Here is a 22316-nt window from a genome sequence, read left to right as displayed (position 1 = left end):
CCCTGTTAGTGAAACTTTATCGGGGGAGTACCAACATGCATAAGCTTAATCCAATCACCAAGAGTATCTGGCTCACCTTGCTGCTGGCCGGGGGGGCCGTCAGCGAGGGATTGCTGGCAGCCGAGACAACAGAAAGCGACGCCGGCAAGACCAGCACCGAGCCGGCGCTGAAGACCGTGACTGTCACCGCCCAGCACAAGGAAGAAACCCTGCAGGAGATCCCGGTGGCGGTGTCGGCGATTCAGGGCACCAGCATCACGGCCGACGGCGTGCGGTCGATGGGCGACATCACCACCTTCGTGCCCAACGCCTCGGCGAAGAACCCCGACGGCGACGGCCGTCCGCGCTGGTACATCCGCGGCCTGGGCACTGGCGATACCGGCGCTGCCACCGTGTACCCGGTGGGGATCTACTCCGACGACGTCTACCTCAACGCACCCATTGCCGGTGGCGGCCCGCTGTATGACCTGGAGCGCATCGAGATTCTGCGCGGGCCCCAGGGCACCCTGTACGGCAAGAACACCACCGCGGGCGCGGTCAACATCATCTCGCAAAAACCGAGCCTCGATGCCAAGACCAACGGCTACGGCACGCTAGGTGTCGGCAGCAAGGATGAACGCATCGTCAGCGGCGCCCTGGGCGGTGTGCTGGTGGACGAAAAACTCGCCGCGCGGGTGGCGCTGTACTCCGAGGAGCGCGACGGGTTCGCCGAGAACCTCACCGACGGCCACACCTACGGTGACGTCAACAAGAAAGCCGTGCGCGTGCAGTTCCTTGCCCAGTTGAACCCTGACCTCGAAGCCCTGCTCAAGGTCCACGCCCGCCAGCACAATGGCGACGGCAGCAACGGCTCGCTGCCGGTGGGACGTTACTACAACGTCGGCTACCAGCGCCCGCACGGCCGCGACATCGAACTCAACGTCAATGAAGATGCCAAGCTCGACCATGACGGCACCTCGCTGACCTTCAACTGGAACCTGGGCGACTACACCCTGACCTCGATCACCGCCTACGACTACATCCGCGGCCAGTCCACCAGCGATGCCGACTACACGCCATACGAAGTCAACGGCGCCGCCACGGCCGACAACAAGTACAGCCAGTACTCCCAGGAACTGCGCCTGGCCTCGCCCCAGCAGGAAACCCTGCGCTGGCTGGCCGGCGCTCACTACTTCCACGAGACCCTCGACAGCTCGGCCACGCGCTTTATTACCCCGGGCCCGACGCCCAATGGCAGTGGCTCCAACCAGATTGGCGGGGTCACTGACCTGCGTGACCTCAACTACGACCACAAGACCGACAGCTACGCGCTGTTCGGCAACCTGACCTATGACTTCACCGACAATTTCACTGTCACCGGCGGTCTGCGCTACACCCAGGAAAAGAAAGACATCGACCTCGACCTGACCCAACTGACCCGCGCCAGCGCCAACGGCCCGCTGATTCCACTGAGCGGCGTCGGCACCAACGGCAACCGCCAGGAAGCCAATACCTGGGAAGCCTGGACCTACGACCTGACCCCGGAGTACCGGATCAACGACAACCTGCGGGTGTTCTTCCGCTACGCCCACGGCTTCCGTTCCGGCGGCTTCAACACCGGCTTGTCGACCAGCCTGGCGCAGTTGACCACAGTCGATCCGGAACAACTCGACGCCTATGAAATCGGCCTCAAATCCGAGTGGTTCGACCGTCGCCTGACGGCCAACGCGAACATTTTCTACTACGACTACTCGGATATTCAGGTCAACCTGCTGACGGTCAACAACGGCGTGCTGACCACCGCCTTGACCAACGGCGCCGCGGGCAAGGTAAAGGGTGCCGAGCTGGAACTCGAAGGCCAGCCCACCGAGTACCTGCACCTGCGGGCGGCGATCTCGTTCCTCGACACCGAGTACACCGACTTCAAGAACACCAACCCCAATACGGGTGCGGTCACCGGCGACTACAGCGGCAACAGCTTCGTGCGCTCGCCGCGCAACGTAGTCTCGCTGGGCGGCGACTACACCTTCCCACTGGAGATCGGCGGCAAGCTGGTGGCCGGTGGCGACGTGAGTTTCCGCGACAAGGAATACTTCCTCGCCGACCGCCAGAGCAGCGCCGACAAGACCCTGAGCCAGGCGCACTACACCTTGGCCAACAGCCGCCTGACCTGGTTCAGCCCGGATGAAAAACTCAGCGTCACCGGCTTCGTCAACAACCTCACCGACCGCCGCTACCAAGTCCACGGACGGCCCAACGGCACCCTCGGCCAATACGTGATCACCTACGGCGACCCCCGCACGGTGGGCCTGAGCGTCACCAGCCGGTTCTGACCCACCACCCGTAGGAGCGGGTGCCCGCTCCTACCGGTTGATCCTCTTGCCCTAGAAAGGAATCCGCCCATGTTCCACCACAACCCGTTGGCCAGCACCGTGGCGCTGGTCATTGGCAGCCTTGCGCTGCCTGTCATGTCCGCCGAAACCCACCCTGCCCCGACCGGTGCCAGCAACGATCACCTGGACACCGTGGTCGTGCTCGGCACCCGCCGCAGCGACGTCACCGCCCTGCAAAGCGCCGCCCCGGTGGACGTGCTGTCCAGCGAGCAATTGCAGGACACCGGCGCCAGCGACCTGTCCGGCGCACTGACGGCACTGTCGCCGTCCTTCAGTTACCCGCAATCGCCCCAGGGCGCGTTCTCCGGCTCCATTGCCCAGGGCGCGTCGTTGCGCGGGCTGGCCTCCGACCAGGTGCTGGTGCTGGTCAATGGCAAACGCCGGCACACCAGCGCCAACGTCACCCGCCAGGGCCTGGTCAACGGCCGGGGGGCGGCGGCGGTCGACCTCAGCCTGATTCCGTTGGGCGCGATCCAGCGCGTGGAGATCCTGCGTGACGGCGCAGCGGCCCAGTACGGCTCCGACGCCATCGCCGGGGTGATCAACATCGTGCTCAAGGAGAAGGATGACGGCGGCAACCTCGGCTACCGCTTCGGTGGCTACGACAAGGGTGACGGCATCCAGCGCAAACTGGGCGGCTGGAAAGGTTTCACCCTGCCCAACGACGGCTTCCTGACCCTGAGTTTCGACGCCGGCAGCCAGGACCCGGCCAGCGACACCAACCCAGACAACCGGATCTTCTACCCCGGTTCCACCAGCATCAACACCGCCAAGGAACAGAACAACCGCTACCGCACTTGGCGCTGGGGCTCGGGCAACGTCTCGGACCAGTACAACCTGGTCGCCAACAGCGAAATCGGGGTCGGCGAAGGCTTGATCGCCTACGGCTTCGCCACCTACTCGCACAAGAACACCGATGCCGAGGGCTTCTTCGACCCGCCCACGACCTTGCGCAACAATTACGGGAGCAACGCTTTGCAGCGCTTCCCCGATGGTCGCTTGCCGGTCACCCGCTACTCTCTGGAAGACTATGCCGTGACCGGTGGCCTGCGCCTGGACGACGAGCAACTGGGCAAGTTCGACCTGGCACTGAATTACGGCGACAACCGCCTCACCTCCGACGACCGCAATGCGATCAACCCGAGCTGGGGCGCCGGCAGTCCGCAGAACATCTACACCGGCAAGCGCCAGGTCGACCAGACCAACGCCACCCTGGACTGGGTGCGCGACTTTCCCACCGACCTGCTGTTCAAGCCCCTGACCCTGTCGGCGGGCCTGGCCTGGCGCCAGGAGAACTACGAGCTGAGCGCCGGGGAAGCGGCCGGTTGGCAGAACGGGCCGTTGTTCAACACCGTCGACCCCTTCACCAACCGGCGGATTCCCGGGTATTACTCGGGCATCACCCAGGTCGACGCGGCGTCCCTGGACCGCCGGGTACTGGGTGCCTATGTCGATGTCGAAGCCCAGCTCACCGAGCAATTCCAGGCCGGGGTGGCGCTGCGTAGCGAGCACTATTCGGACTTTGGCGACACCACCAACGGCAAGTTGTCGCTGCGTTACGACTTCACCCCAGAGATCGCCGCGCGGGCCACCGCCAGCACCGGTTACCGCGCACCGTCGCTGGTGCAGAGCGGCCTGTCCTCGTTCAGTGTGCAGGTGGTCGAACAGCCGCCGGGCAGCGGTAACTATGTCGAGGTCCAGCAACGCACCCTGCGCGCCAACAGCCCGGAAGCGGCGCTGCTGGGCGGTACCTCGCTGAAACCGGAAGAGTCCACCAACTACTCCCTGGGCCTGGTATGGCGGCCGTTGCCCAACGCGTCGGTGACCATCGATGCGTACCGGATCAACATCGACAACCGCATCACCCTCTCCGACCAGTTACCGGCCTCGGTGGTGTCGCCGATCTTCGCCGGTACCCCGTACGCCAATATCCAGAGCGCAGCGTTCTACACCAACGTGGCCGACACTCGCACCGACGGCATCGAGCTGACCGGCAACTATCAGTTCGACCTGGCGCAATGGGGCCGGCTGAACCTGAGCAGCGGTTTCAGCAAGAACCATACGGACATTACCCAGCTGCGGGACGTTGGCAACATCAAGGGTGAGCAAATTGTCGGCCGGGCGACCCAGGGCCTGATCGAGGAAGGCACTCCCGAGAACAAGCTGGTGCTCAGCGCCAACTGGCTGTACGCCAACTGGGGCGTGACCATTGCCCAGCGCCGCTACGGCGAATGGAAGAGCCTGAACGCGAGCAACCCGGACCTGGACCAGACCTACAGCTCGCAGTGGGTCACCGACCTCGACCTGTCGTACACCTTCGACAAGGCGCTGAAAGTCTCGGTGGGCGCGATCAACCTGTTCGACACCCACCCGGACGAGGCCGATGGTACGCAGCTGTACGGCGTGCCCAAGTACTCGATCACCAGCCCCGAAGGTGCCCAGGGCGCGTTCTACTACACCAGCGTCAGCTACGAGTTCTGACCGCCACTGCTGCCGGGGTGTTGCCCTGGCAGCAACGGGTGCGTCTGTAGGAGCAGGTGTCTGCTTGCGGTGCCCGATTGCGGCGCCTGCTTGCGGATTGCGGCTTGTCCGCGATGGGCTCAAGAACAGTGCGTTCATCCTGGTTGCGCGCGTTATCGTTGACGTCCATCGCGAGCAAGCTCGCTCCTACAGGGGCGGGGGCGGGGTTGCAACGAGGACATGGCACAGCTCTTGCGATAGCCCTCGGGTACTTCGCCGAAATAAGACCCGCCATGCGCCCACACTCCTTGCTGACCGCTCTCACCTGGCTTATCTCGCCCCTGGCCCTGCTGGTGCTCTGGGCCGGGGTGGCCGAGGCCGGGATTTTTCCACGTAACCTGCTGGTGCCACCCGCCCAGGTGGTGCAAGCCTTCGCCGAACTCTTGGCCAGCGGCGAGCTGCTGGAGCATCTGGGCAATAGCCTGTCCCGCCTGGGGCTGGGGTTTGCCATTGGCTCGCTGTGCGGCCTGGCCTTCGGGGTGCTGATGGCCCTGTCCAGGCAGGTCGAGATCTACTGCGCGCCGCTGTTCCACACCTTGCGGCAGATCCCCAGCATCGCCTTGATTCCGATGTTCGTGTTGCTGTTCGGCATCGATGAAACCTTCAAGATCATCATTGTCGCCAAGACCGCGTTCTTCCCGGTGGCCCTGGCCGCCAGCGAGGGGGTCAAGGCCATCCCGCGCAGCTATTTCGAAGTCGCCGACGTGTATCGCCTGCGCTGGCCGACCCTGGTCCGCGAGATCGCCCTGCCCGCCGCTGCGCCACCGATCATCACCGGCTTTCGCATCAGCCTGACCCGGGCCTGGGTGGTGCTGGTGGCCACCGAGTTGCTCGCCGCCGACAGCGGCCTGGGACAGATGATCGAGATGAGCCGGCAGATGCTGCGCATCGACGTGGTGATGGTCGGTGTGGTGGTTACCGGGGTGATCGGCTTTGCCCTGGACTTTTCCTTTCGCCAACTCGAACAGCGCCTGTTCCGCTGGCAAACCCGCTAGGAGCCCACCATGCCCCCTTTACTCGGAAAATCCCGCGGCCTGTTGCTGCCGCTGCTACTGATCGGTGGCTGGGAATACCTGTCGCGCCAGGATGCCGCCGGGGCCTATGCCTTCGTGCCGCTGTCGACCATCGGCCAGGCCTTGCTCGAGCTGCTCGGCAATGGCGAGTTGCTGGTCAACCTGCTGGCCAGCCTGGCGCGCACCAGTACCGGCCTGGCCCTGGGTATCGTCTTTGGCGTCGCGCTGGGGGTGCTGATGGCGCTATCGAGCGTGGCCAACCGATTGATCGGCCCGCTGTTTCATTCGATTCGCCAGGTGCCGATGCTCGGCTGGATCCCGCTGATTGCCATGTGGTTCGGCAACGGCGAGTTCTCCAAGGTGTTGATCGTCACGCTCGCGGCGTTCTACCCGATGGTGCTCAACACCTATCAAGGTTTCAGGCATGTCGAGGGACGCTACCGCGAAGTCGGCCAGGTGCTGGTGCTCAGCCGCTGGCAACAGTTCTGCCATGTGCTGCTGCCGGCGGCGCTGCCGAGCCTGGCCACCGGCGTGCTGCACGCCCTGGCGTTTGCCTGGGTCACCGCCGTGGGCAGCGAACTGTTTTTGTCGTCCGGGGCCGGCCTGGGCAACCTGATGATGAACGCCGAAGCCGGCGCGCGCATGGAGATCATCGTCCTGAGCGTGCTGTGCATCGGTCTGTGCGGTTACCTGATGACCCTGCTGTTTACCCTTCTGAGTCGCCACCTGCTGCGCTGGCGCAACATTCGTTGAAAGGCCACCCCATGAACGCCATTGCCCATCACGCTCTGCCCCACAGCACCACACTGCCCTGCGGCGCCCTGGAAGTCCGCGGCCTGAGCAAGGCCTATCGGATCGAAGGCCAACCGCTGCCCGTACTGGACAACATCAACCTCAAGGTCCGCCCTGGCGAATTCATCAGCATCGTCGGCGCCAGCGGCTGCGGCAAGTCGACCCTGCTGCGGCTGATCGTGGGCCTGGAGGGCGACTACCAGGGCGATATCCTGCTCGATGGCAAGCCCGTGGTCGGCACCAGCCTGGAACGCGGCATCGTGTTCCAGGACCACCGCCTGTTTCCCTGGATGACCCTGAGCAAGAACATCGCCCTGGCCCTGAAAAACCACCCACTGTCCCAGGTCGAAAAGGATCGCCTGGTGGCCGAGCACATCGCCCTGGTCAACCTCGAGGGATTCGAGAACGCCTACCCGCACCAGCTGTCCGGTGGCATGGCCCAGCGGGCCGCCATCGCCCGCGCCCTGATCAACCGCCCCAAGGTGCTGCTGCTCGACGAACCCCTGGGCGCCCTCGACGCCCTGACCCGGGTCCGCCTGCAACACGAACTGCAGCGCATCTGGGTGCAGCAACGCTGCACGGTGATCATGGTCACCCACGACATCGAAGAGGCCCTGTACCTGGGCGACCGGGTGATCGTCATGGACGCCCACCCGGGGCGGATCAAGCACCAGATCCAGGTCAACCTGCCCCACCCCCGGGACCGGAGTTCGCCCGTATTGCAGGGCTACAAAGAGCAACTGCTGGAGGAATTGGTGGGGCATTGAGCGCGATATGCAATCTTTTGATCCTGGTTTTGTGGGCATATTCAGCCAAAGGTCCAGCGTTCACCCTGCACACATCCTGAGCGAGCTTGCTCGCGATGAGGCCAGCACAGTCAACATCGATGCTGCCTGACACACCGCCATCGCGGGCGAGCCCGCTCCCACAGGTTTGATGTGGTGTATACAGAATCTGTGAACAGCCAAAATCACTGTGGGAGCGGGTGCCCGCTTGCGGCTTGCCCGCGATGGTCGTCAACGATGACACGTGCATTCAGGATCAACCCGGCGTTTTTGCGGGCTTGGCGAGCAAGCTCGCGCCTGCAGGTTTGTTTGCCCGTCGTGCCTCGAGCAGCGTCCTGGGCAAGGCGAACCCTTCGAAGCTGCGCTGGGTGATCGGGTTGTTGGCCTTCTGCGCCCCGATGCGATAGCGCATTAGCCCATCGGCAACGGCGAAGGTCAGGTCCACGCTGGTGTCGGTGCGTCCGTTAAGGTGCCCACGACTGAGCAGGCGAAACAGCGACCAGGGACCGCGATAGCTCAGGCTGGCGGTATTGCCGGTGCTGTGGACGAGGGTCAGTTGGCTGCCGCTGGCGCTGGCGCTGCCCAGGTTGTTCGGCCAGACCAGGCCAGTGCGCTGGGGGGCGCCGTGCTGGTAGGGGATCAGTTGGCCGTCGACGCTGAGCAGGCTGCTCAGGCGCGTGGCACTCAAGGCCAGGGGTTCGACGGTCAGTTGCACCGCGAGATGGCCGCGATGGTTGAAGAAGGTATCGCGGATTCGTTCGGCCTTCTGCAGTTGCTCCAGCACGTCGCGCCGCACCAGGTAGCCGCCGTGGCTGTCCGAGTAGAGGGCATCCAGATTGTCCTTGAGGAACACTTTCAAGTACTGATCGTGGAACTGTTGCAGCCGACCTTGCGGACCGAAGAAAGCTTCGAAGTCTTCCAGCGAAGCATCTTCACCATTGGCCTTGAACGGGTAGCGACCGGCCAGGCGCTCTTGATAGAAGCTGTAGATGTCGCTGTCCCAGCGTTTCTCCAACTCCCGCAGAGCGGCAATCACCAGCACTTGGGAAGTCTGGTCAGCGAGTTTCCTGACGTGCTGGTTCAACGGTTCAGGCAGGCCTACCGCGACGCGCTGCAAGTTGGCGATCGGGTCGGCACCGTCCAGGGCAAAGCGGCTGAGCACGGTTTTCAGGGCCGCCTTGCCGGGATCTGGATTATCGTGGACCGTCTTGGCGTAGTCATACACCGCGCTGACGGAACGCAGGGCCTCGTCATAGTAGGACGGCCGCTCGCCCTGGGGAGTGATCAGCTCCGCCAGGCTGACGAAAGCCCGGCGAATACCGGCGGCCTGTTGCTGCCCCTCCGACACCGGCTCCAGGGTCACGGCTGGCTGCCCGTCCACCAACGGCAACGCGGGATAGATCACGGTGTTGTCACGCAGGGTTTCCAGCAGGCGCCGCAACGGCGCGGCCGGACCGGTGACTTGCTCCAGTACCGCCACGCCATGACTCAGGTCCTGGAAGTCAGTGACCGCGAACTGGTTCAACGCCCGCCGCCAGCTGTCCACGTAATCGGCGCTGTACAAGGCGCGCAGGCGCTGCGTCAGCACCTTGCGGTCTTCTTGCGAGTAGTCCAGGCGCTGGCGCTCGCCGAGCACCCACTGGTCAATCATGGCCAGGTCGATGATGTTCTGCGCACCCGGCTCGAAGTAGTCCTTGAAGCCCTTGGCGGTGAGCAACGGCGCCAGTTGCAGGCCATTGCCCGCACCATCCTCGGTATCGAGCAGCGGCCGATAGACGATGTCGAAGGCTGGCCCAACCTCGGTGCGCAAGTCCAGGGGATGGTGCAGGCGCTCCAGTGCGTCCTGCTTCAAGCTCATGTAGACCCGCTCCGCCATGGGTAACCGGCGCAACTGCTGTTGCACCTCGGCGATACGCTCACGGTACTGCGGCAAGTCGGCGTCGGCATATTTCAGGGCATAGTCGAGGTGGCGCATCAGGTTGGCCTGCAACTGGCCTTGACCGGGATAGGCACGCTGCCATTGTCTGGCGACCCACTCCTGGATGATCAACGGACGGCGGTTCTGCCGTTCTTCGAGCATGCGGTAGACGCGCAAGGCCGCCAGTTGCTGATTGCTCCCGGCAGGCGCGGCATTGATCGCTTCCAGTGCACCGCCGGCAATTGCCGGCAAAAAGCGTTTGGACAGCAGTTGCAGATAGGCCTGGTCCACCATCGGCCCAATCGCCCGCCCCTGGTACAAGCCCATGTCGGACAGCAGCGGCCAGGCGTCTCGGTAGTCGCCATAGACCGACACCGCGTCGCGGATCTGGTCCAGTGGCGCCAGCAGGTTGCGGCCGGTGGTATCGAGCTTGGCATCGATGTCCCGGGTACTGAATTCCTGGCTCTTGGCCAGGACGCTGGCGGCCTTGTCACGGTTGACCGTGAAGTAGAACTGCCACAACCCCACCGCCAACAGGCAGCCGAGTGAGGCGACGCCGAACCCGGCGATCAATAGCCGGCGCTTGCTGCGAGCGACCTTGATGTTGTCACCGGCCAGGCCGGCCTCGGGGTAGATCACTTGCTGGAACAGTTGCTGGGCAAAGTAGATCAGCGCACCGCCCGCCGGCTTGACGCTCGCCGCCGGTGCCGCCAACTGATAGGCGTGCCCGGCTTCTTTGACAAAGGCGTTGCTCAGCGCCCCCTGCTGGTAGACCGAGGAGAAGTACAGGCCGCGCACCAGGGCCGGGGTGGTGAAGCGGTCGCTGCCGAGCATTTCGCCAAGAAAGCCCAGCAGCGCCGGCCGAAGCCCCGCCAATTGGCGGAGCAAGGCCAGCAGTCGGTAACGCTCCTCCAGGGTATGAGCCTGCCCCAGACTGTCGAAGACCTGGGCGTTCAATCGCTCGACAAACGCATCGTAGCGCTGGGCCAACTCCGCCAGCCAGGCATCGAAATCTTCCACCGCATCGAGGCTGAACGTAAAGCCCAGCAGGTCTTCAGAGCGGGTCCGGGACAGGCGCGCGAAGAACTCCTCGAAGCCCTCCAGAAGATCGAACTTACTCAAGGTCACGTACACCGGCAGACGCGTGCCCAACTGTCGGGTCAGTTCGTACAGCCGTGTCCGCAGGACGTTCGCATGTGCCTTGCGTTGCTCGGGACGCTGCATCAGCAACGCCTGCATATCCACCACCAGCACCACGCCGTTCAGCGCCCGGCGACTGCGGTTGCGAGTCAGCCAGTCCAGCAGATGCAACCACAACCTTGGGTAAGTGCCGGCCGGCGGCACCGGCTTGACGTCGCCTTGGGCAGCTTCGGCGTCTTCGACCTCCTGCTTGGTCGGCGGCTGCGGCTGGCTGAGAAACTCTCCGGGAGGGTCGATCAATACCGCCTCGTCACCGATCCACCAATCCACCGGATAGGCCAACTGCTCATCCGGATAAGCCCTGACGCCGCTCCTGGTGACATGCGACAGGGCAAAGCTCTGGTTGGAACGGGTGACCAGGCTGGTCTTGCCGGCGTTCTCGGCGCCGAGCACCAGGTACCACGGCAACTGGTACAGCGAACGCCGGCGCTCCATATTGCTCAACAGATTGTCCAGGCTACGATCCAGCGCCCGCTCCTGGGCCTCGATGTAGGGCAGGCACGGATCGCTCTGCACCGCGGCCTCATGCTGACGCTCATCCTGCAAGCGCCGATAACGGCCGCGTACCGCCCATGCCCAGAACAGCAGCGGAATGACCACCACCACGACACTGGCCGACACCCGCATCGCCAACTCAGCCAGAGGCCGTTGCTCACGCCAGGTCCACTGGGGTCCCAACCACCAGATGCCGAGCAATAAAAACACCATCCCCAGCCCCACCAGCACCGGCAACGCCTGATTGAACTGGCGGAGCACCAACAGGCCCTACCGCTTCAGGTAATTCATGACCATCCCCATAGCTTCCTGTTACTCCTTGATGTGATTTGATCGGATGGCCACAGCTCCACGTCCTGGCCACGGCTGCTGCGCATCGCCCCGGTTACCACGCTTGGGCACGGGGGACGCGGACGTGGGTGTACGGATCGGGCGTGACGGCGACTGAGTTGAAACGGATGCGCACTGACTTGAGGATCGCGTCCCAGACGGCAATGGCTTCGTAGTCGGTCAGTGAGGGGTTGACTGGGTCTCTACTCGCGGGGCGCTGCCAGAGCGGCAATTTGTAGCCACGGTTGGCGAATTCGGGCAGGGCCCTGCGGACCAGATCGACTACCGCGTTAGGATCTCTGGGGCGACTTTCAATGCCTCCAGCTGACAAGCTAAAACTCATGAAAGGCCGACTTAACGACGGGTTGTCACGGTAGGTTTCACCACCGAACAGTATCTGACGGTGGGTGTCGTCACTGAAGCCGATCAGGGACTCTTCAGCCGGCATACCTGCCAGAGTAATGTTCCTCGTGCGCAGGTTTTCGTAATCGTCCGCCAGGAAGATCTGCGCACCTTCCTCGGCGCGTGCGCTCATGCTTTTGGTTTCGCTCGGCGATAACGCATTGATGTACACCTCCAATGCGACGTTCGAGACGGGAGGCCGAAAACGGAAGGTGGCGATTTCCTGATCGTGATTGCTTCGAATCACGATCGACGCCAAGGCGAATCCTGCGCCAGCGTTTGACGGAGCGACCTTGAATATTTCCCTGGACAACTTTTTCAAACGCGCCACAACCGGCGCGATGTTGCCGTTGTAGGACTCGGCGCGGAGCATCACGTAGGCGTCATCGACCAGCAGGTGGAATTCGTGAACGAAGGTATCCGTGACTTCGTTGCTCGCGAAATACTGCAGCAGTATCCTTTGCCGGGTCTCACCCTTTGCCGATACCAGCATGGATATATTATTCAGTCTGGGGTTCTTGACCGCCGCGATACGAGAGGCACGTTCCTGCAAGGCTTCGTCAAAGCGTTGCTGCGTCACCCCTTCACCTACCACCTGCACCTCAACGGTTGAATGATTGGCGTCAAGTCCGTAGTACAGTTTCACATCGCCGCTTCCAGTCCAGTTCGCGGGCAGGTCGATCAGGCCGCGGCCCAGCGCCCATGTGCGCATATCGCTAGTCATTTCGCTCACGTTGAGTTTCTCCTGTTCACTGGGCTGCTTGAAGGTGGTACAGCCGGTGAGTGATGCAAACATCAGGCACGCACAAAACCGCATTAACCTGCGCATAGGGGCCTCTTGGCTGGTTTGAGCATTTCGCGGCTGACTGATCAAGACCCGCGAGTCGGCACTTACCACGATTCGGGCTTCCACGGCTGGCCATCCGGGCCGGTGGCCAGGAGTTCGTCGAGCACGCGCTTGCCTTCGGCAATTTCTTCGGCGCTGGGGAAGCGGACGTGGGTGTAAGGTTCCGGCGTGGCGGCGACTGAGTTGAAGCGGATGCGCACCGATTTGAGGATGGCATCCCAGACGGCCATGGCTTCGTAGTCGGTCAGTGAGGGGTTGACCGGGTCGGGGGCGGCAGGTTGTTGCCAGAGCGGCAGTTCGTAACCACGACTGGCGAAGTCGGGTAGGGTCCAGCGGACCAGATCGACTTCGACCTCAGGATCTTTGGGGCTACTTTTAATACCTCCCGCTGACAAGCTAAAACTCAAGAAGGGACTACTCAGTGAACGGTTCTCACGATAGTTCTCTGCCAGGAATAAGAGTTGGCGGTGAGTATCGTCACTGAAGCCGATCAAAAACTCTTCGGCTCTCATACTCGCAATACTCGCGGCGCCAGCCCTTAACTTGTCGTAATCGTCGGCCAGGAAAATCCCCGTGGTTTCTTTCGTCCGGACCAACAAAGGTTCACTTTCGCCTGGAGATAGTGCGTTGACATACACCTCCAGTGCGATGTCCGAGGCAGGTGGTCCGAAGTAGAAGGTGGCGATCTCCTGATCGTGATTGCTGCGAATTACGATCGGCCCCAAGGCGAATCCCGCGCCAGCGTTTGACGGAGCGACCTTGAATATTTCCCTGGACAACTTTTTCAAACGCGCCACAACCGGCGCGATGTTGCCGTTGTAGGACTCGGCGCGGAGCATCACGTAGGCGTCATCGACCAGCAGGTGGAATTCGTGAACGAAGGTCGGGCGTCGAGTTTTACTTTTGTAGTACTGCAACAGCACTTTCTGCCGAGTTTCACCCTTTGCCGATACCAACATGGATGCATCATCCCGTTCATAGTTCTTGACCCCCGCGATACGAGAGGCACGCTCCTGCAACGCTTCGTCAAAGCGTTTGTAGATCGCAGCGCCCGTACCCACGGGTGGCTGCGCAAGGATGAGTGTCTGTCAGTTCCTGTCTCTATGGCTGTCCAGCCATGTTGTGGTCATGCAGTGGAACCGCATTGGAAGACATTCCAATCACAACACCGGGCTAGACTCGTCATACCGTGGCGCCAGCCCTGGGTCAGGTGGTTCGCAGCGCAACTCGATCAGCAGATCTTGCGAGGCAACGAAGCACTTGGCTGAGCGTGGTAAGTCCAGATAAAATTCATCCGAATGATTTGGCGAATTTGAAAGTGCCGGTGGATAAGGTTCCGTGCTCGGTGTCTGGTTGGGGCCTGGCAGATCGTATTTCCAGCATGGGGCTGGTTCGTCGAGTAGCGGTTCTGTGAATAGCATCGGTCATCTCCGGGAAAAAGATTAAAAAGCGTTACAGCGTTAAGTCGAGTGACGGGGTTTAACGAGTGGTGGATCAGAAGTAATCGTCGTTAAAAAGTGAGATTGCGGATTTAATCTGGTTCAGGAAAAGTCCATCAAAATGACTTCAGCGTATCCATCCGAAACATCGCGATCTGGCCAGTAAGTTAGTGACAACGTGGCCCCTTCAATGTTGTGTCGTCTGGTATCAGGAAGCAGAACAATCGTTCCCCGGATTTCCTTCGCATTTATGGCGCGGCCATTCATCAATTTGGCGGTTCTGGTACGTGTTTGGGGCGTTGTAGTGTCCGCTCGATAGTCGGGTTTTTTAGGTAGAGTCGGAGCGGCTGATGCGGCACGGCGTTCGCTGGCGGAAGTCGTGATGTCTGGTGGATTCAAGTCCCCCTCGGCTAAAACCTCTCCGCCGGTGTAATGCCCGGATGATCCATCGCCATGGCGATGAACTGTCAGTGACCAGCGATAGGCTGAACGATTCTCGTCGTAGAGGGGCAAGAGTATTCGGTAGTCCAGAAGCTGCTCGACAAGTCGGGTCCCAACGCTGCCCAAAGGGCCACCAAAGTGAGGCGAGTTCATGCCGGCCATTCGCTCGCGGAAATTGACTGCGGCCTCAATACCCGAGGTTGCAGCGTTGAGTTCGGCGAGGGCGATATGGGCTTGGTCGGGTGTATCCCAATGGATCTTGAGGGGCTCATTGGCCACGCCGAAATAGCAGCGTCTTGCCCAGCGCTCAAGGGGGGTGGACTCTTCGCCTTCGGCCCATTTGTAAAAGCCATATCCGATAAGGCCGAGCAGTATCGCAATACCCTGCGGTCCCAACAGTGCTGTTAATCCCGCTCCAGCAGCGACAGTACTGAGGGTGGCTCCGATACCCAGAATGACAGTGGATAAAAAATAGACAACTGCAGCAGATTCGTCTCCTCCCTTCCAAGAGCGCTTAGTCGCCACCCCTGCTCTAGTTGCATCGTAAAAACCAACCACAGCAGCAATAGTCGCCCCCGTCCTCGCGAGTATCTGCCCCGCAGTCGCTGCCGCTTTCGCTGTACTCATCCCTTGAGGCGATAACCCCCCAACCTTCTGCACCTGCTTGGCCCCGCCCTCCAGTGCGATCCCCACCAGCTCCACCCCACCGCCCAAAAGACCCAGGCTAGTGCCATACAAAGCCAGTCTGGCCTCCAGTGATTTGTCGCCAATCGCCTCTTCTGCCGCTTTGATGTTCTTCTTCAGCGAATCGCCAAGCAGATACAACCCGCCCACCGCCAGCAGCATGGCGCTGTTGCCGACCGCGCCTTGCAGACCGGCAAAACCACCGCGCACCCATTTGGCGGCTTGTTGGGACGTGACCTTGATGCCCTGGAGTGCTTTGCGTGCTTGTGGGTCGAGGGTGCCGATACCCACGGCCACGTCAATGAGTGCGGCGTGTGCGCTCTTGCCCAATTGGTCCAGGCCACGGTTGCCCTCGCGCATCAGGGTTTCCCGCAGTTCGCTGGCCTTGGCTTCTACCCAGACGGTCAGGGTGATGGTCTGTGCGGCCAGTTTTGGGTCCAGTACGGCCAAACTCAGCAGCCCGCTCTGAATTAGCGGACGGACCTTTTTCCCGGCCAGGCGTGCCTGTTGATTGGCCGTGTCCAGGGTGGTCTTGGCGGCGTGCCATTATCAAAGCGCCAATTGATTGGACGTGTCTACTGTCAGAGTTGACAGGTACTTGCTTCTCTAGCCGCCCGCAGACTTGCACGCTGCGGGACGGCCCCCAGCAGAAAATCAGCAAGTGCGACTAAAAATACTTGAGCCAAACCAAATCCCGGCGACTGCTCTTGAGCCTTGAGAACCAGCGCACCGGCAGGTACAGGGCCAACGCCAACAGCCCCGCCGCCAACCACACCGCCCACACGGAATCAAACCCGTAGTAGCTGCCCTTATTCAGGCCAAAACACGCCACTGCCAACAGGTAGGCGAACTTCAAGACGTACAGGTGCAACAGGTAAAAGAACATCGGTGCCGAGCCGAACACGCTCAACACCAGGATCCAGCGGCTGCCCTGGCGCCGTTCGAACCCGCGCAACAGCAGCAGGCCGAAGCTCAGGGTCAGGGTGATGAACAGCAGGGACGGCGGGTACTTGGTGATGTTGAAAAAGCTCATCAGCGTCTGCAGGGTACTCTCGCCCTGGACCCAGGGTTGGTCGCCGTAGCCGTTGAGCAAGCGCAACCCGACAAAACCCGCCAGCGCGGCGATACCGCCGATCCAGAGTGCACGTTGGCGCCAGGCGGCATCACTGGCCTGGGCGAACCAGGGGCCGATGGCATATCCCAGGCCGATCACGCCGATCCACGGCAGCACCGGGTAGGAGGTACGCAGGCGCAGGCCTTCGCTGAACTCGATCCAGCCGCGGTCATGCAGCACCGCCCACGGCACATGCAGCGCCGACTCCAGCGCAAAGTGCAGGCCGTCCAGCAGGTTGTGCCCGGCGATGATCAGCAGGCTCAAGCCCAGCAACAACGGGCGTGGCAGCCAAACCAGCGCCGACAGGGCCAGCATGCTCAGGCCGATGGCCCAGATCACCTGCAGGTAGATCACAGTCGGCGGAATCTGGAAGGTCCAGGCGAAGTTCACCAGGGTGATTTCCAGCAGCACCAGGAACAACCCGCGCTTGAACAGGAACCCGCAGACATCTGCCTTGCCCGCGTATTTTTCGCCATACAGGTAGGCAGACAGGCCCGTGAGCAGGACAAAGATCGGCGCACACAGATGGGCCAGGGTGCGGCTCAGGAACAGCGCAGGTTCGGTCGTGGCAATGTCCATGGGGTCGCTGACCTGGCGGTGCAGCAGAAAGGTTTCGCGCACATGGTCGAGCAACATGAACAGAATCACCAAGCCCCGCAGGGCATCGATGGACAGCAACCGGCCAGCGCCGGCGGGTCGGACAACAGCATTTGTCATGGGGGGTTCGCAACGCAGAGGGTGGAGGAAACGGCCTGTCTTGGGCCTTTGGGCTTGATATTTTGTGTAATGGTATTACATTACACAACCCGTTCGAAACCCCGTTGCACAGGCATGCACTGTCAGCCTGCCCAAGGTGTATGCAAGGACCCCATACATGATCAGATTCAAGCGTCTCGCCCTGCCCTTCGCCCTAGCCGCGCAGTCCACCACGTTGCTGGCCGGCTCGGCCCAGGAAGAGTCTCGCGGGCTGGTCGAGGACAGTCGCTGGAGCCTGCTCAACCGCAGCGTCCTGGACCACCGCGAGTACCAGCACGGCGCGCGCAACAACGCCGCACGCAATGCCTACAAGCCGCGCAACGAACGCAGTGGCAATGCCCAGGAGTGGGGATACGGATTGATGGGCAGCCTGCAGTCCGGGTTTACCCAGGGCCTGGTCGGGGTGGGCGTCGATGCCCATGCCTATGCCGCCTGGCAGCTGGACAGTGGCGGCGGTCGGGCCGGCAAGGCGCGTTTGCTCGGGCTCGATAACGACGGTCATCCCAAGGACCAGTTCGGCCGCGGCGGCGCGGCGCTCAAGCTGCGCACCTCCTCGACCACCCTCAGTTACGGTGAGCAACGGGTCAAGACCCCGGTCTTCAGTTCATCCGACAGTCGCCTGCTGCCGGAAACCTCCACCGGGTTCTTTCTCAACAGCCAGGAGTTCGCCGGCTGGAAAATGCTCGGTGGTCACTTCAACGAAAGCACCGACCGCAACGCCAGCAGCCACGACCAGGGGTTTGTGGTGAATTATTCCAACGCCAGGCAAGGCAACAATTTCGACCTTGCCGGGCTGGTCTACGACGGGATTGAAGGGCTTTCCACCAGCCTGTACGGCGCACACTACGAAGACAGCTGGCGCCAGCATTACCTGGGCAGCACTTACAGCCATGCCCTGGGGCTCGACCAGACGCTGACGCTGAACCTCAACCTGTATCGCACCCTCGACACCGGACAGGCCTGGTCGGGCAAGATCGACAACACTACCTGGAGCCTGCTCTCCAGCTACCGCAACGGTGCTCATACCTTCAGCCTGGGCTACCAGAAAGTCGATGGCGATACTCCCTTCGACTACGTGACCCGGGGTGCGATCTACCTCACCAATGCCGTGCAACTCTCGGACTTCAACGCCCCCAACGAGCAATCCTGGCAGGCCCGTTACGACCTGGGTTTGCAGGCGCTCGGCTGGCCCGGCCTGGTGCTCAGCGCCGCCTATGTGCGCGGCAGCAACATTGATGGGCGCCACGTCGACCCGGCAGGCGGCTATGCCTACCTGGGCTACGGTGAGGGCGGCAAGCATTGGGAGCGCGACCTGGAAGCCCGCTATGTGGTGCAAAGCGGCCCGGCCAAGGCCCTGGCCCTGTCACTGCGGCACAACCTGCACCGCGGCAACACCGCCCAGGCAGAACTCGACACCGAGCAGATTCGCCTGGCCGTCGAGTACCCCCTGAACGGACGCTTCTGAGTCAGCCAATCACAGGCTCAGTGCCCGCGAATGTAATGCTCCAACTGGCGGATCAGATCGGCCTGTTCGACGATGGCCTGCTTGACCAGATCGCCAATCGACAGCAGCCCGATCAATTGCCCCGCCTCCAGCACCGGCAGGTGACGCAGGTGGCTGTCGGTCAATCGTTGCCCACGTCCACTTGCACCTGCCCACCTTCAAGTCGCACCGGCCAGACTCGCAGGCGCTGTTGCGGATACTCCAGGCAATACCCGTCCTCGAGTCGAAAGTGCTGCTTGTACAGGGGCGACGCCACCACCAGCTCGCCCTTGAGGCTGCCCACCAGCCCGCGACCGATGACGTAGGCGCCCGATTGCGGATCGTGGTTGTCGATGGCATACAGCGTCTTGCCCTCGGCCTGCGGCAGGTAGAACAGCGCCACTTGTGCGCCGTCGAGCCACACCACCACCCCCGAGTTGTCGACCAGATCGTGCTGGCTGCACACCGATTGCCAGAGGGGTGAACGGGCGGCGGCGCGCGGGGAATTGGACAGGCTCATCAGGCAAGCTCCTCGGTGACAGGGATAAGGTTGAGTTCGGCGGCCATGATGGGCCGGCGTTGCCCACGCTCCTCGACAAAATGAATGCTCGGGTCGGGACGCTCGTCGTTGACGAAGGTACGGAAGCGCTTGAGTTTGTCCGGGTCCTTGAGGGCATTGGCCCACTCGCACTCATAACGGTTGACCACCAGTTGCATCTGCGACTCCAGCTCCTCGCCCAGCCCCAGGCTGTCGTCGATGACCACCTGCTTGAGGTAATCCAGCCCGCCCTCCAGGCTCTCGCGCCAGACCGAGGTGCGCTGCAATTTGTCGGCGGTGCGGATGTAGAACATCAGGAAACGGTCGATGTAGCGGATCAGGGTCGCGTCATCCAGATCGGTGGCAAACAGCTCGGCGTGCCGCGGACGCATGCCGCCGTTGCCGCACAGGTACAGGTTCCAGCCCTTCTCGGTGGCAATCACACCGACGTCCTTGCTCTGGGCCTCGGCGCACTCACGGGTGCAGCCGGAGACCGCGAACTTGAGTTTGTGCGGTGCGCGCAGGCCCTTGTAGCGGTCCTCGATCAGCAAGGCCATGGCCACGCTGTCCTGCACCCCGTAGCGGCACCAGGTGCTGCCGACGCAGGACTTCACCGTGCGGGTCGACTTGCCATAGGCATGCCCGGTTTCAAAACCGGCTTCGATCAGCTCGCCCCAGATCTGCGGCAACTGGTGCAACTGGGCGCCGAACAGGTCGATGCGCTGGCCACCGGTGATCTTGGTGTACAGCTGGTACTTCTTCGCCACCTGGCCGATCACGATCAGCTTCTCGGCGCTGATCTCGCCCCCGGCGATCCGTGGCACCACCGAATAGGTGCCGTTTTTCTGCATGTTGGCCATGAAGGTGTCGTTGGTGTCCTGCAACGGCACCAGCGAGGCGTCCATGATCGGCTGGTTCCAGCATGAGGCAAGGATCGAGCCCACGGCCGGTTTGCACACATCGCAGCCGGTGTGCCCACGACCATGCCGGGCCAACAGTTCTTCGAAACTGTGCAGCCCTTCGACCCGCACCAGGGCGTAGAGCTCCTGCCGGGTAAAGGCGAAGTGTTCGCACAGGCTCTTGTCGACACTCACACCACGGGCAATCAACTCGTGCTCGAACACCTGCTTGAGCAGGCCGGCGCAACCGCCACAGCCGGTGCAGGCCTTGGTTTGCGTCTTGAGCTGGGCGAGATCGCTGCAGCCACCATCGATGGCCGAACAGATCGCGCCCTTGCTGACGTTATGGCACGAACAGACCGTGGCCGACTCGGGCAAGGCGCCCGGGCCCAGGGTGGGCGCGCCGGTCGAGGATGGCAGGATCAGGCTGGCCGGTTCGGCCGGCAGGGCAATGCCGTTCTGGGCGTACTGCAGCAAGGTGTCGTAGTAGCTGTTGTCGCCCACCAGCACCGCCCCCAGCACCTGCTTGCCGGACGCGTCGACCACCAGCCGGCGGTAGCTGGCGCTGGCCTCGTCGATGAACTGGTAACTGCGCGCGCCCGGGGTGTGGGCATGGGCATCGCCGATGGAGCCGACGTCGACCCCCAGCAGCTTGAGCTTGGTCGACATGTCCGCGCCGATGAAGGGCTCAGCGTCCTGCTCGCACAACTGCGCGGCGACACTGCGGGCCATCTGGTAGCCCGGCGCGACCAGGCCGAACAGGCTGCCGTTCCACGAGGCACACTCGCCGATGGCGTAGATATGCGGGTCGCTGCTCAGGCACTGGTCGTCGATCACCACCCCGCCACGCGGGCCGATGTTCAATGCGCATTGGCGAGCCAGGGCATCCTGGGCGCGGATCCCGGCGGAGAACACGATCAGGTCGGTTTCCAGGCTTTCTTCGTTGGCAAAGTTCATCCGATAGCGGTACTGCTCGCCGGCACTGATCGATTGCGTAGCGCGGGACAAGTGCACGCCGACACCCAGCCGTTCGATTTGCGACTTCAGCGCCAGGCCACCCAGCTCGTCCAGTTGCACCGGCATCAGGCGCGGGGCAAATTCCACCACATGGGCTTCCAGGCCGAGGCTTTTCAGGGCATTGGCCGCCTCCAGGCCGAGCAGTCCCCCGCCCACCACCACACCGCGCTGTGCATTGCTGGCAGCGCGGCGGATGGCGTCGAGGTCTTCGAGGGTGCGATAGACCAGCCGCGAGTCGCCTTCGGCGCCTTCGATGTCCGGTACAAAGGGATAGGATCCGGTGGCCAGGACCAGGGTGTCGTAGGCGACGCAGCCCTGGGCGGTGATCACCTGGCGCCGGGCACGGTCGATTTCCAGCACCGGCACTCCCAGGTGCAAGGTGACCCCCGGCGTCTGGTACAGCGCCGCGTCGGACAATGCCAGTGACTCGGCATCACGTCCCGTGAAGTATTCGGACAGGTGCACCCGGTCATAGGCCCGCACCGGTTCCTCGCTGAAGACATGCAGCTGATAGCGCCCAAGGGCGCCGCGCTCGATCAACTGTTCGACACAATGATGGCCGACCATGCCGTTTCCGATCACGACCAGGGTTTGCAAGGTGTTCAACGCGGCAACATTGGAGTTCATAAGTAGCACCCGATCACTGTTCTAAAAGCAAAAAAAAACGCCTGAAACCTTACGGTTCCAGGCGTCTTTGCCTGTTCATTTGCGCTGTGCAAACCTGACTGCTGTGCCCGGTTCAACGCTGCTGCCCACGACCTGTGCGGCCAATCGATCGTCGTTGACCGAGGGGGCTGCCTGGACGACGGTGTTGCTGCGCGCCAGGCCTGCAAGATGTATTGCAGCCTTTGTGCCAGAACCGCGGTCAGCCCCGCACAGCCGCGATTCAGGGCGCTTGCAGGCCATGTACGGCGGCGCCCGGACTGGCTCGACCAGCCTGCGGCGTGACTTGGCTTAGTGCACGGAGGGTGGCGCGGGCTTTATAACAGTGCATCGCCGGGCGACGCTCCGCTGGCCCGCGATGGGCATCGGTATCTACACAACTTTGTAGCGGTCTGTGGCGAGGGAGCTTGCTTGCGTGGCGACCTCTGGGGGGTTGGATTAGACCGAGTACATATCCATTTCTTTGGTAACGGCCTCCTATGGTTCCGCTTTTACAGCGGCTCACTTTTGAACAGCCCAAAAGTAAGCAAAAGGCTCTTGCCCCACCACTCGGCACCTCGCTTGGGCTCGGTGTGCCCTCACTCCGGCTTGAATCCGTGGGCCGCCGC

At 62.4% G+C, this 22316-nt stretch carries 13 protein-coding genes and 1 pseudogene; 6 read left to right on the top strand and 8 right to left on the bottom strand.

Annotated features, from left to right (window positions below; all coding sequences use genetic code 11):
• The first annotated feature begins 35 nt into the window (after positions 1-35).
• From ACIOVD_RS10460 to ACIOVD_RS10440, 5 genes are all read left to right on the top strand, one after another.
• A complete protein-coding gene (locus ACIOVD_RS10460) occupies positions 36-2312 on the top strand; it encodes a TonB-dependent receptor (protein ID WP_401127480.1) in 2277 nt (758 codons plus the stop codon).
• A gap of 69 nt (positions 2313-2381) precedes the next feature.
• Positions 2382-4853: a TonB-dependent receptor plug domain-containing protein gene (locus ACIOVD_RS10455; RefSeq protein WP_401127478.1), complete on the top strand. Its 2472-nt coding sequence runs from the start codon at positions 2382-2384 to the stop codon at positions 4851-4853.
• Between the two features lie 272 nt (positions 4854-5125).
• Positions 5126-5887 carry an ABC transporter permease gene (locus tag ACIOVD_RS10450; RefSeq protein ID WP_159995284.1) on the top strand — a complete coding sequence of 254 codons (762 nt, stop codon included), beginning with the start codon at positions 5126-5128 and terminating at the stop codon, positions 5885-5887.
• A 9-nt stretch (positions 5888-5896) separates the two neighbouring features.
• Positions 5897-6658, top strand: coding sequence for an ABC transporter permease (locus tag ACIOVD_RS10445; protein WP_320334309.1), 762 nt, complete (start codon positions 5897-5899; stop codon positions 6656-6658).
• An 11-nt stretch (positions 6659-6669) separates the two neighbouring features.
• Positions 6670-7464 (top strand): ABC transporter ATP-binding protein, encoded by a 795-nt coding sequence (locus tag ACIOVD_RS10440; protein ID WP_095169047.1) that lies wholly within the window; start codon positions 6670-6672, stop codon positions 7462-7464.
• Positions 7465-7738: 274 nt separating this feature from the next.
• Here the strand turns inward: ACIOVD_RS10440 and tssM are convergent, their stop codons facing one another.
• From tssM to ACIOVD_RS10415, 5 genes are all read right to left on the bottom strand, one after another.
• A complete protein-coding gene (tssM, locus tag ACIOVD_RS10435) occupies positions 7739-11362 on the bottom strand; it encodes a type VI secretion system membrane subunit TssM (protein ID WP_401127719.1) in 3624 nt (1207 codons plus the stop codon).
• A 118-nt stretch (positions 11363-11480) separates the two neighbouring features.
• Positions 11481-12623 carry a T6SS immunity protein Tli4 family protein gene (locus ACIOVD_RS10430; RefSeq protein ID WP_401127475.1) on the bottom strand — a complete coding sequence of 381 codons (1143 nt, stop codon included), beginning with the start codon at positions 12621-12623 and terminating at the stop codon, positions 11481-11483.
• Positions 12624-12718: 95 nt separating this feature from the next.
• On the bottom strand, positions 12719-13735 hold the full coding sequence (locus ACIOVD_RS10425; protein WP_401127474.1) for a T6SS immunity protein Tli4 family protein: 1017 nt from the start codon (positions 13733-13735) through the stop codon (positions 12719-12721).
• A 480-nt stretch (positions 13736-14215) separates the two neighbouring features.
• Positions 14216-15688, bottom strand: a complete 1473-nt coding sequence (locus ACIOVD_RS10420) for an oxidoreductase (RefSeq protein ID WP_401127472.1) — start codon at positions 15686-15688, stop codon at positions 14216-14218.
• Positions 15689-15905: 217 nt separating this feature from the next.
• Positions 15906-17069 carry a DUF1624 domain-containing protein gene (locus ACIOVD_RS10415; RefSeq protein ID WP_401127470.1) on the bottom strand — a complete coding sequence of 388 codons (1164 nt, stop codon included), beginning with the start codon at positions 17067-17069 and terminating at the stop codon, positions 15906-15908.
• 157 nt (positions 17070-17226) lie between these two features.
• Between ACIOVD_RS10415 and ACIOVD_RS10410 the strand changes: the two genes are divergently transcribed.
• Positions 17227-18573 (top strand): OprD family porin, encoded by a 1347-nt coding sequence (locus tag ACIOVD_RS10410; protein ID WP_401127468.1) that lies wholly within the window; start codon positions 17227-17229, stop codon positions 18571-18573.
• A gap of 17 nt (positions 18574-18590) precedes the next feature.
• On the opposite strand, the pseudogene ACIOVD_RS10405 reads toward ACIOVD_RS10410, so the two are convergent.
• The 3 genes and pseudogenes from ACIOVD_RS10405 to nirB form a co-directional block, all read right to left on the bottom strand.
• A pseudogene (locus tag ACIOVD_RS10405) lies at positions 18591-18737 on the bottom strand (histidine kinase); the annotation flags it as partial.
• Complete coding sequence (nirD, locus tag ACIOVD_RS10400; protein WP_401127466.1) at positions 18734-19111, bottom strand: nitrite reductase small subunit NirD; 378 nt, start codon at positions 19109-19111, stop codon at positions 18734-18736. The gene nirD and the pseudogene ACIOVD_RS10405, both read right to left, overlap by 4 nt.
• The gene (nirB, locus tag ACIOVD_RS10395) at positions 19111-21672 is read right to left on the bottom strand and encodes a nitrite reductase large subunit NirB (protein ID WP_401127464.1); all 2562 of its coding nucleotides are present in this window, start codon (positions 21670-21672) and stop codon (positions 19111-19113) included. The genes nirD and nirB overlap by 1 nt, the downstream gene beginning before the upstream one ends.
• Between the last annotated feature and the right edge of the window lie 644 nt (positions 21673-22316).

The organism is Pseudomonas sp. NPDC087626 (assembly GCF_044743405.1).
GTDB lineage: Bacteria > Pseudomonadota > Gammaproteobacteria > Pseudomonadales > Pseudomonadaceae > Aquipseudomonas.
This window is presented reverse-complemented; position numbering and strand designations above follow the sequence as displayed.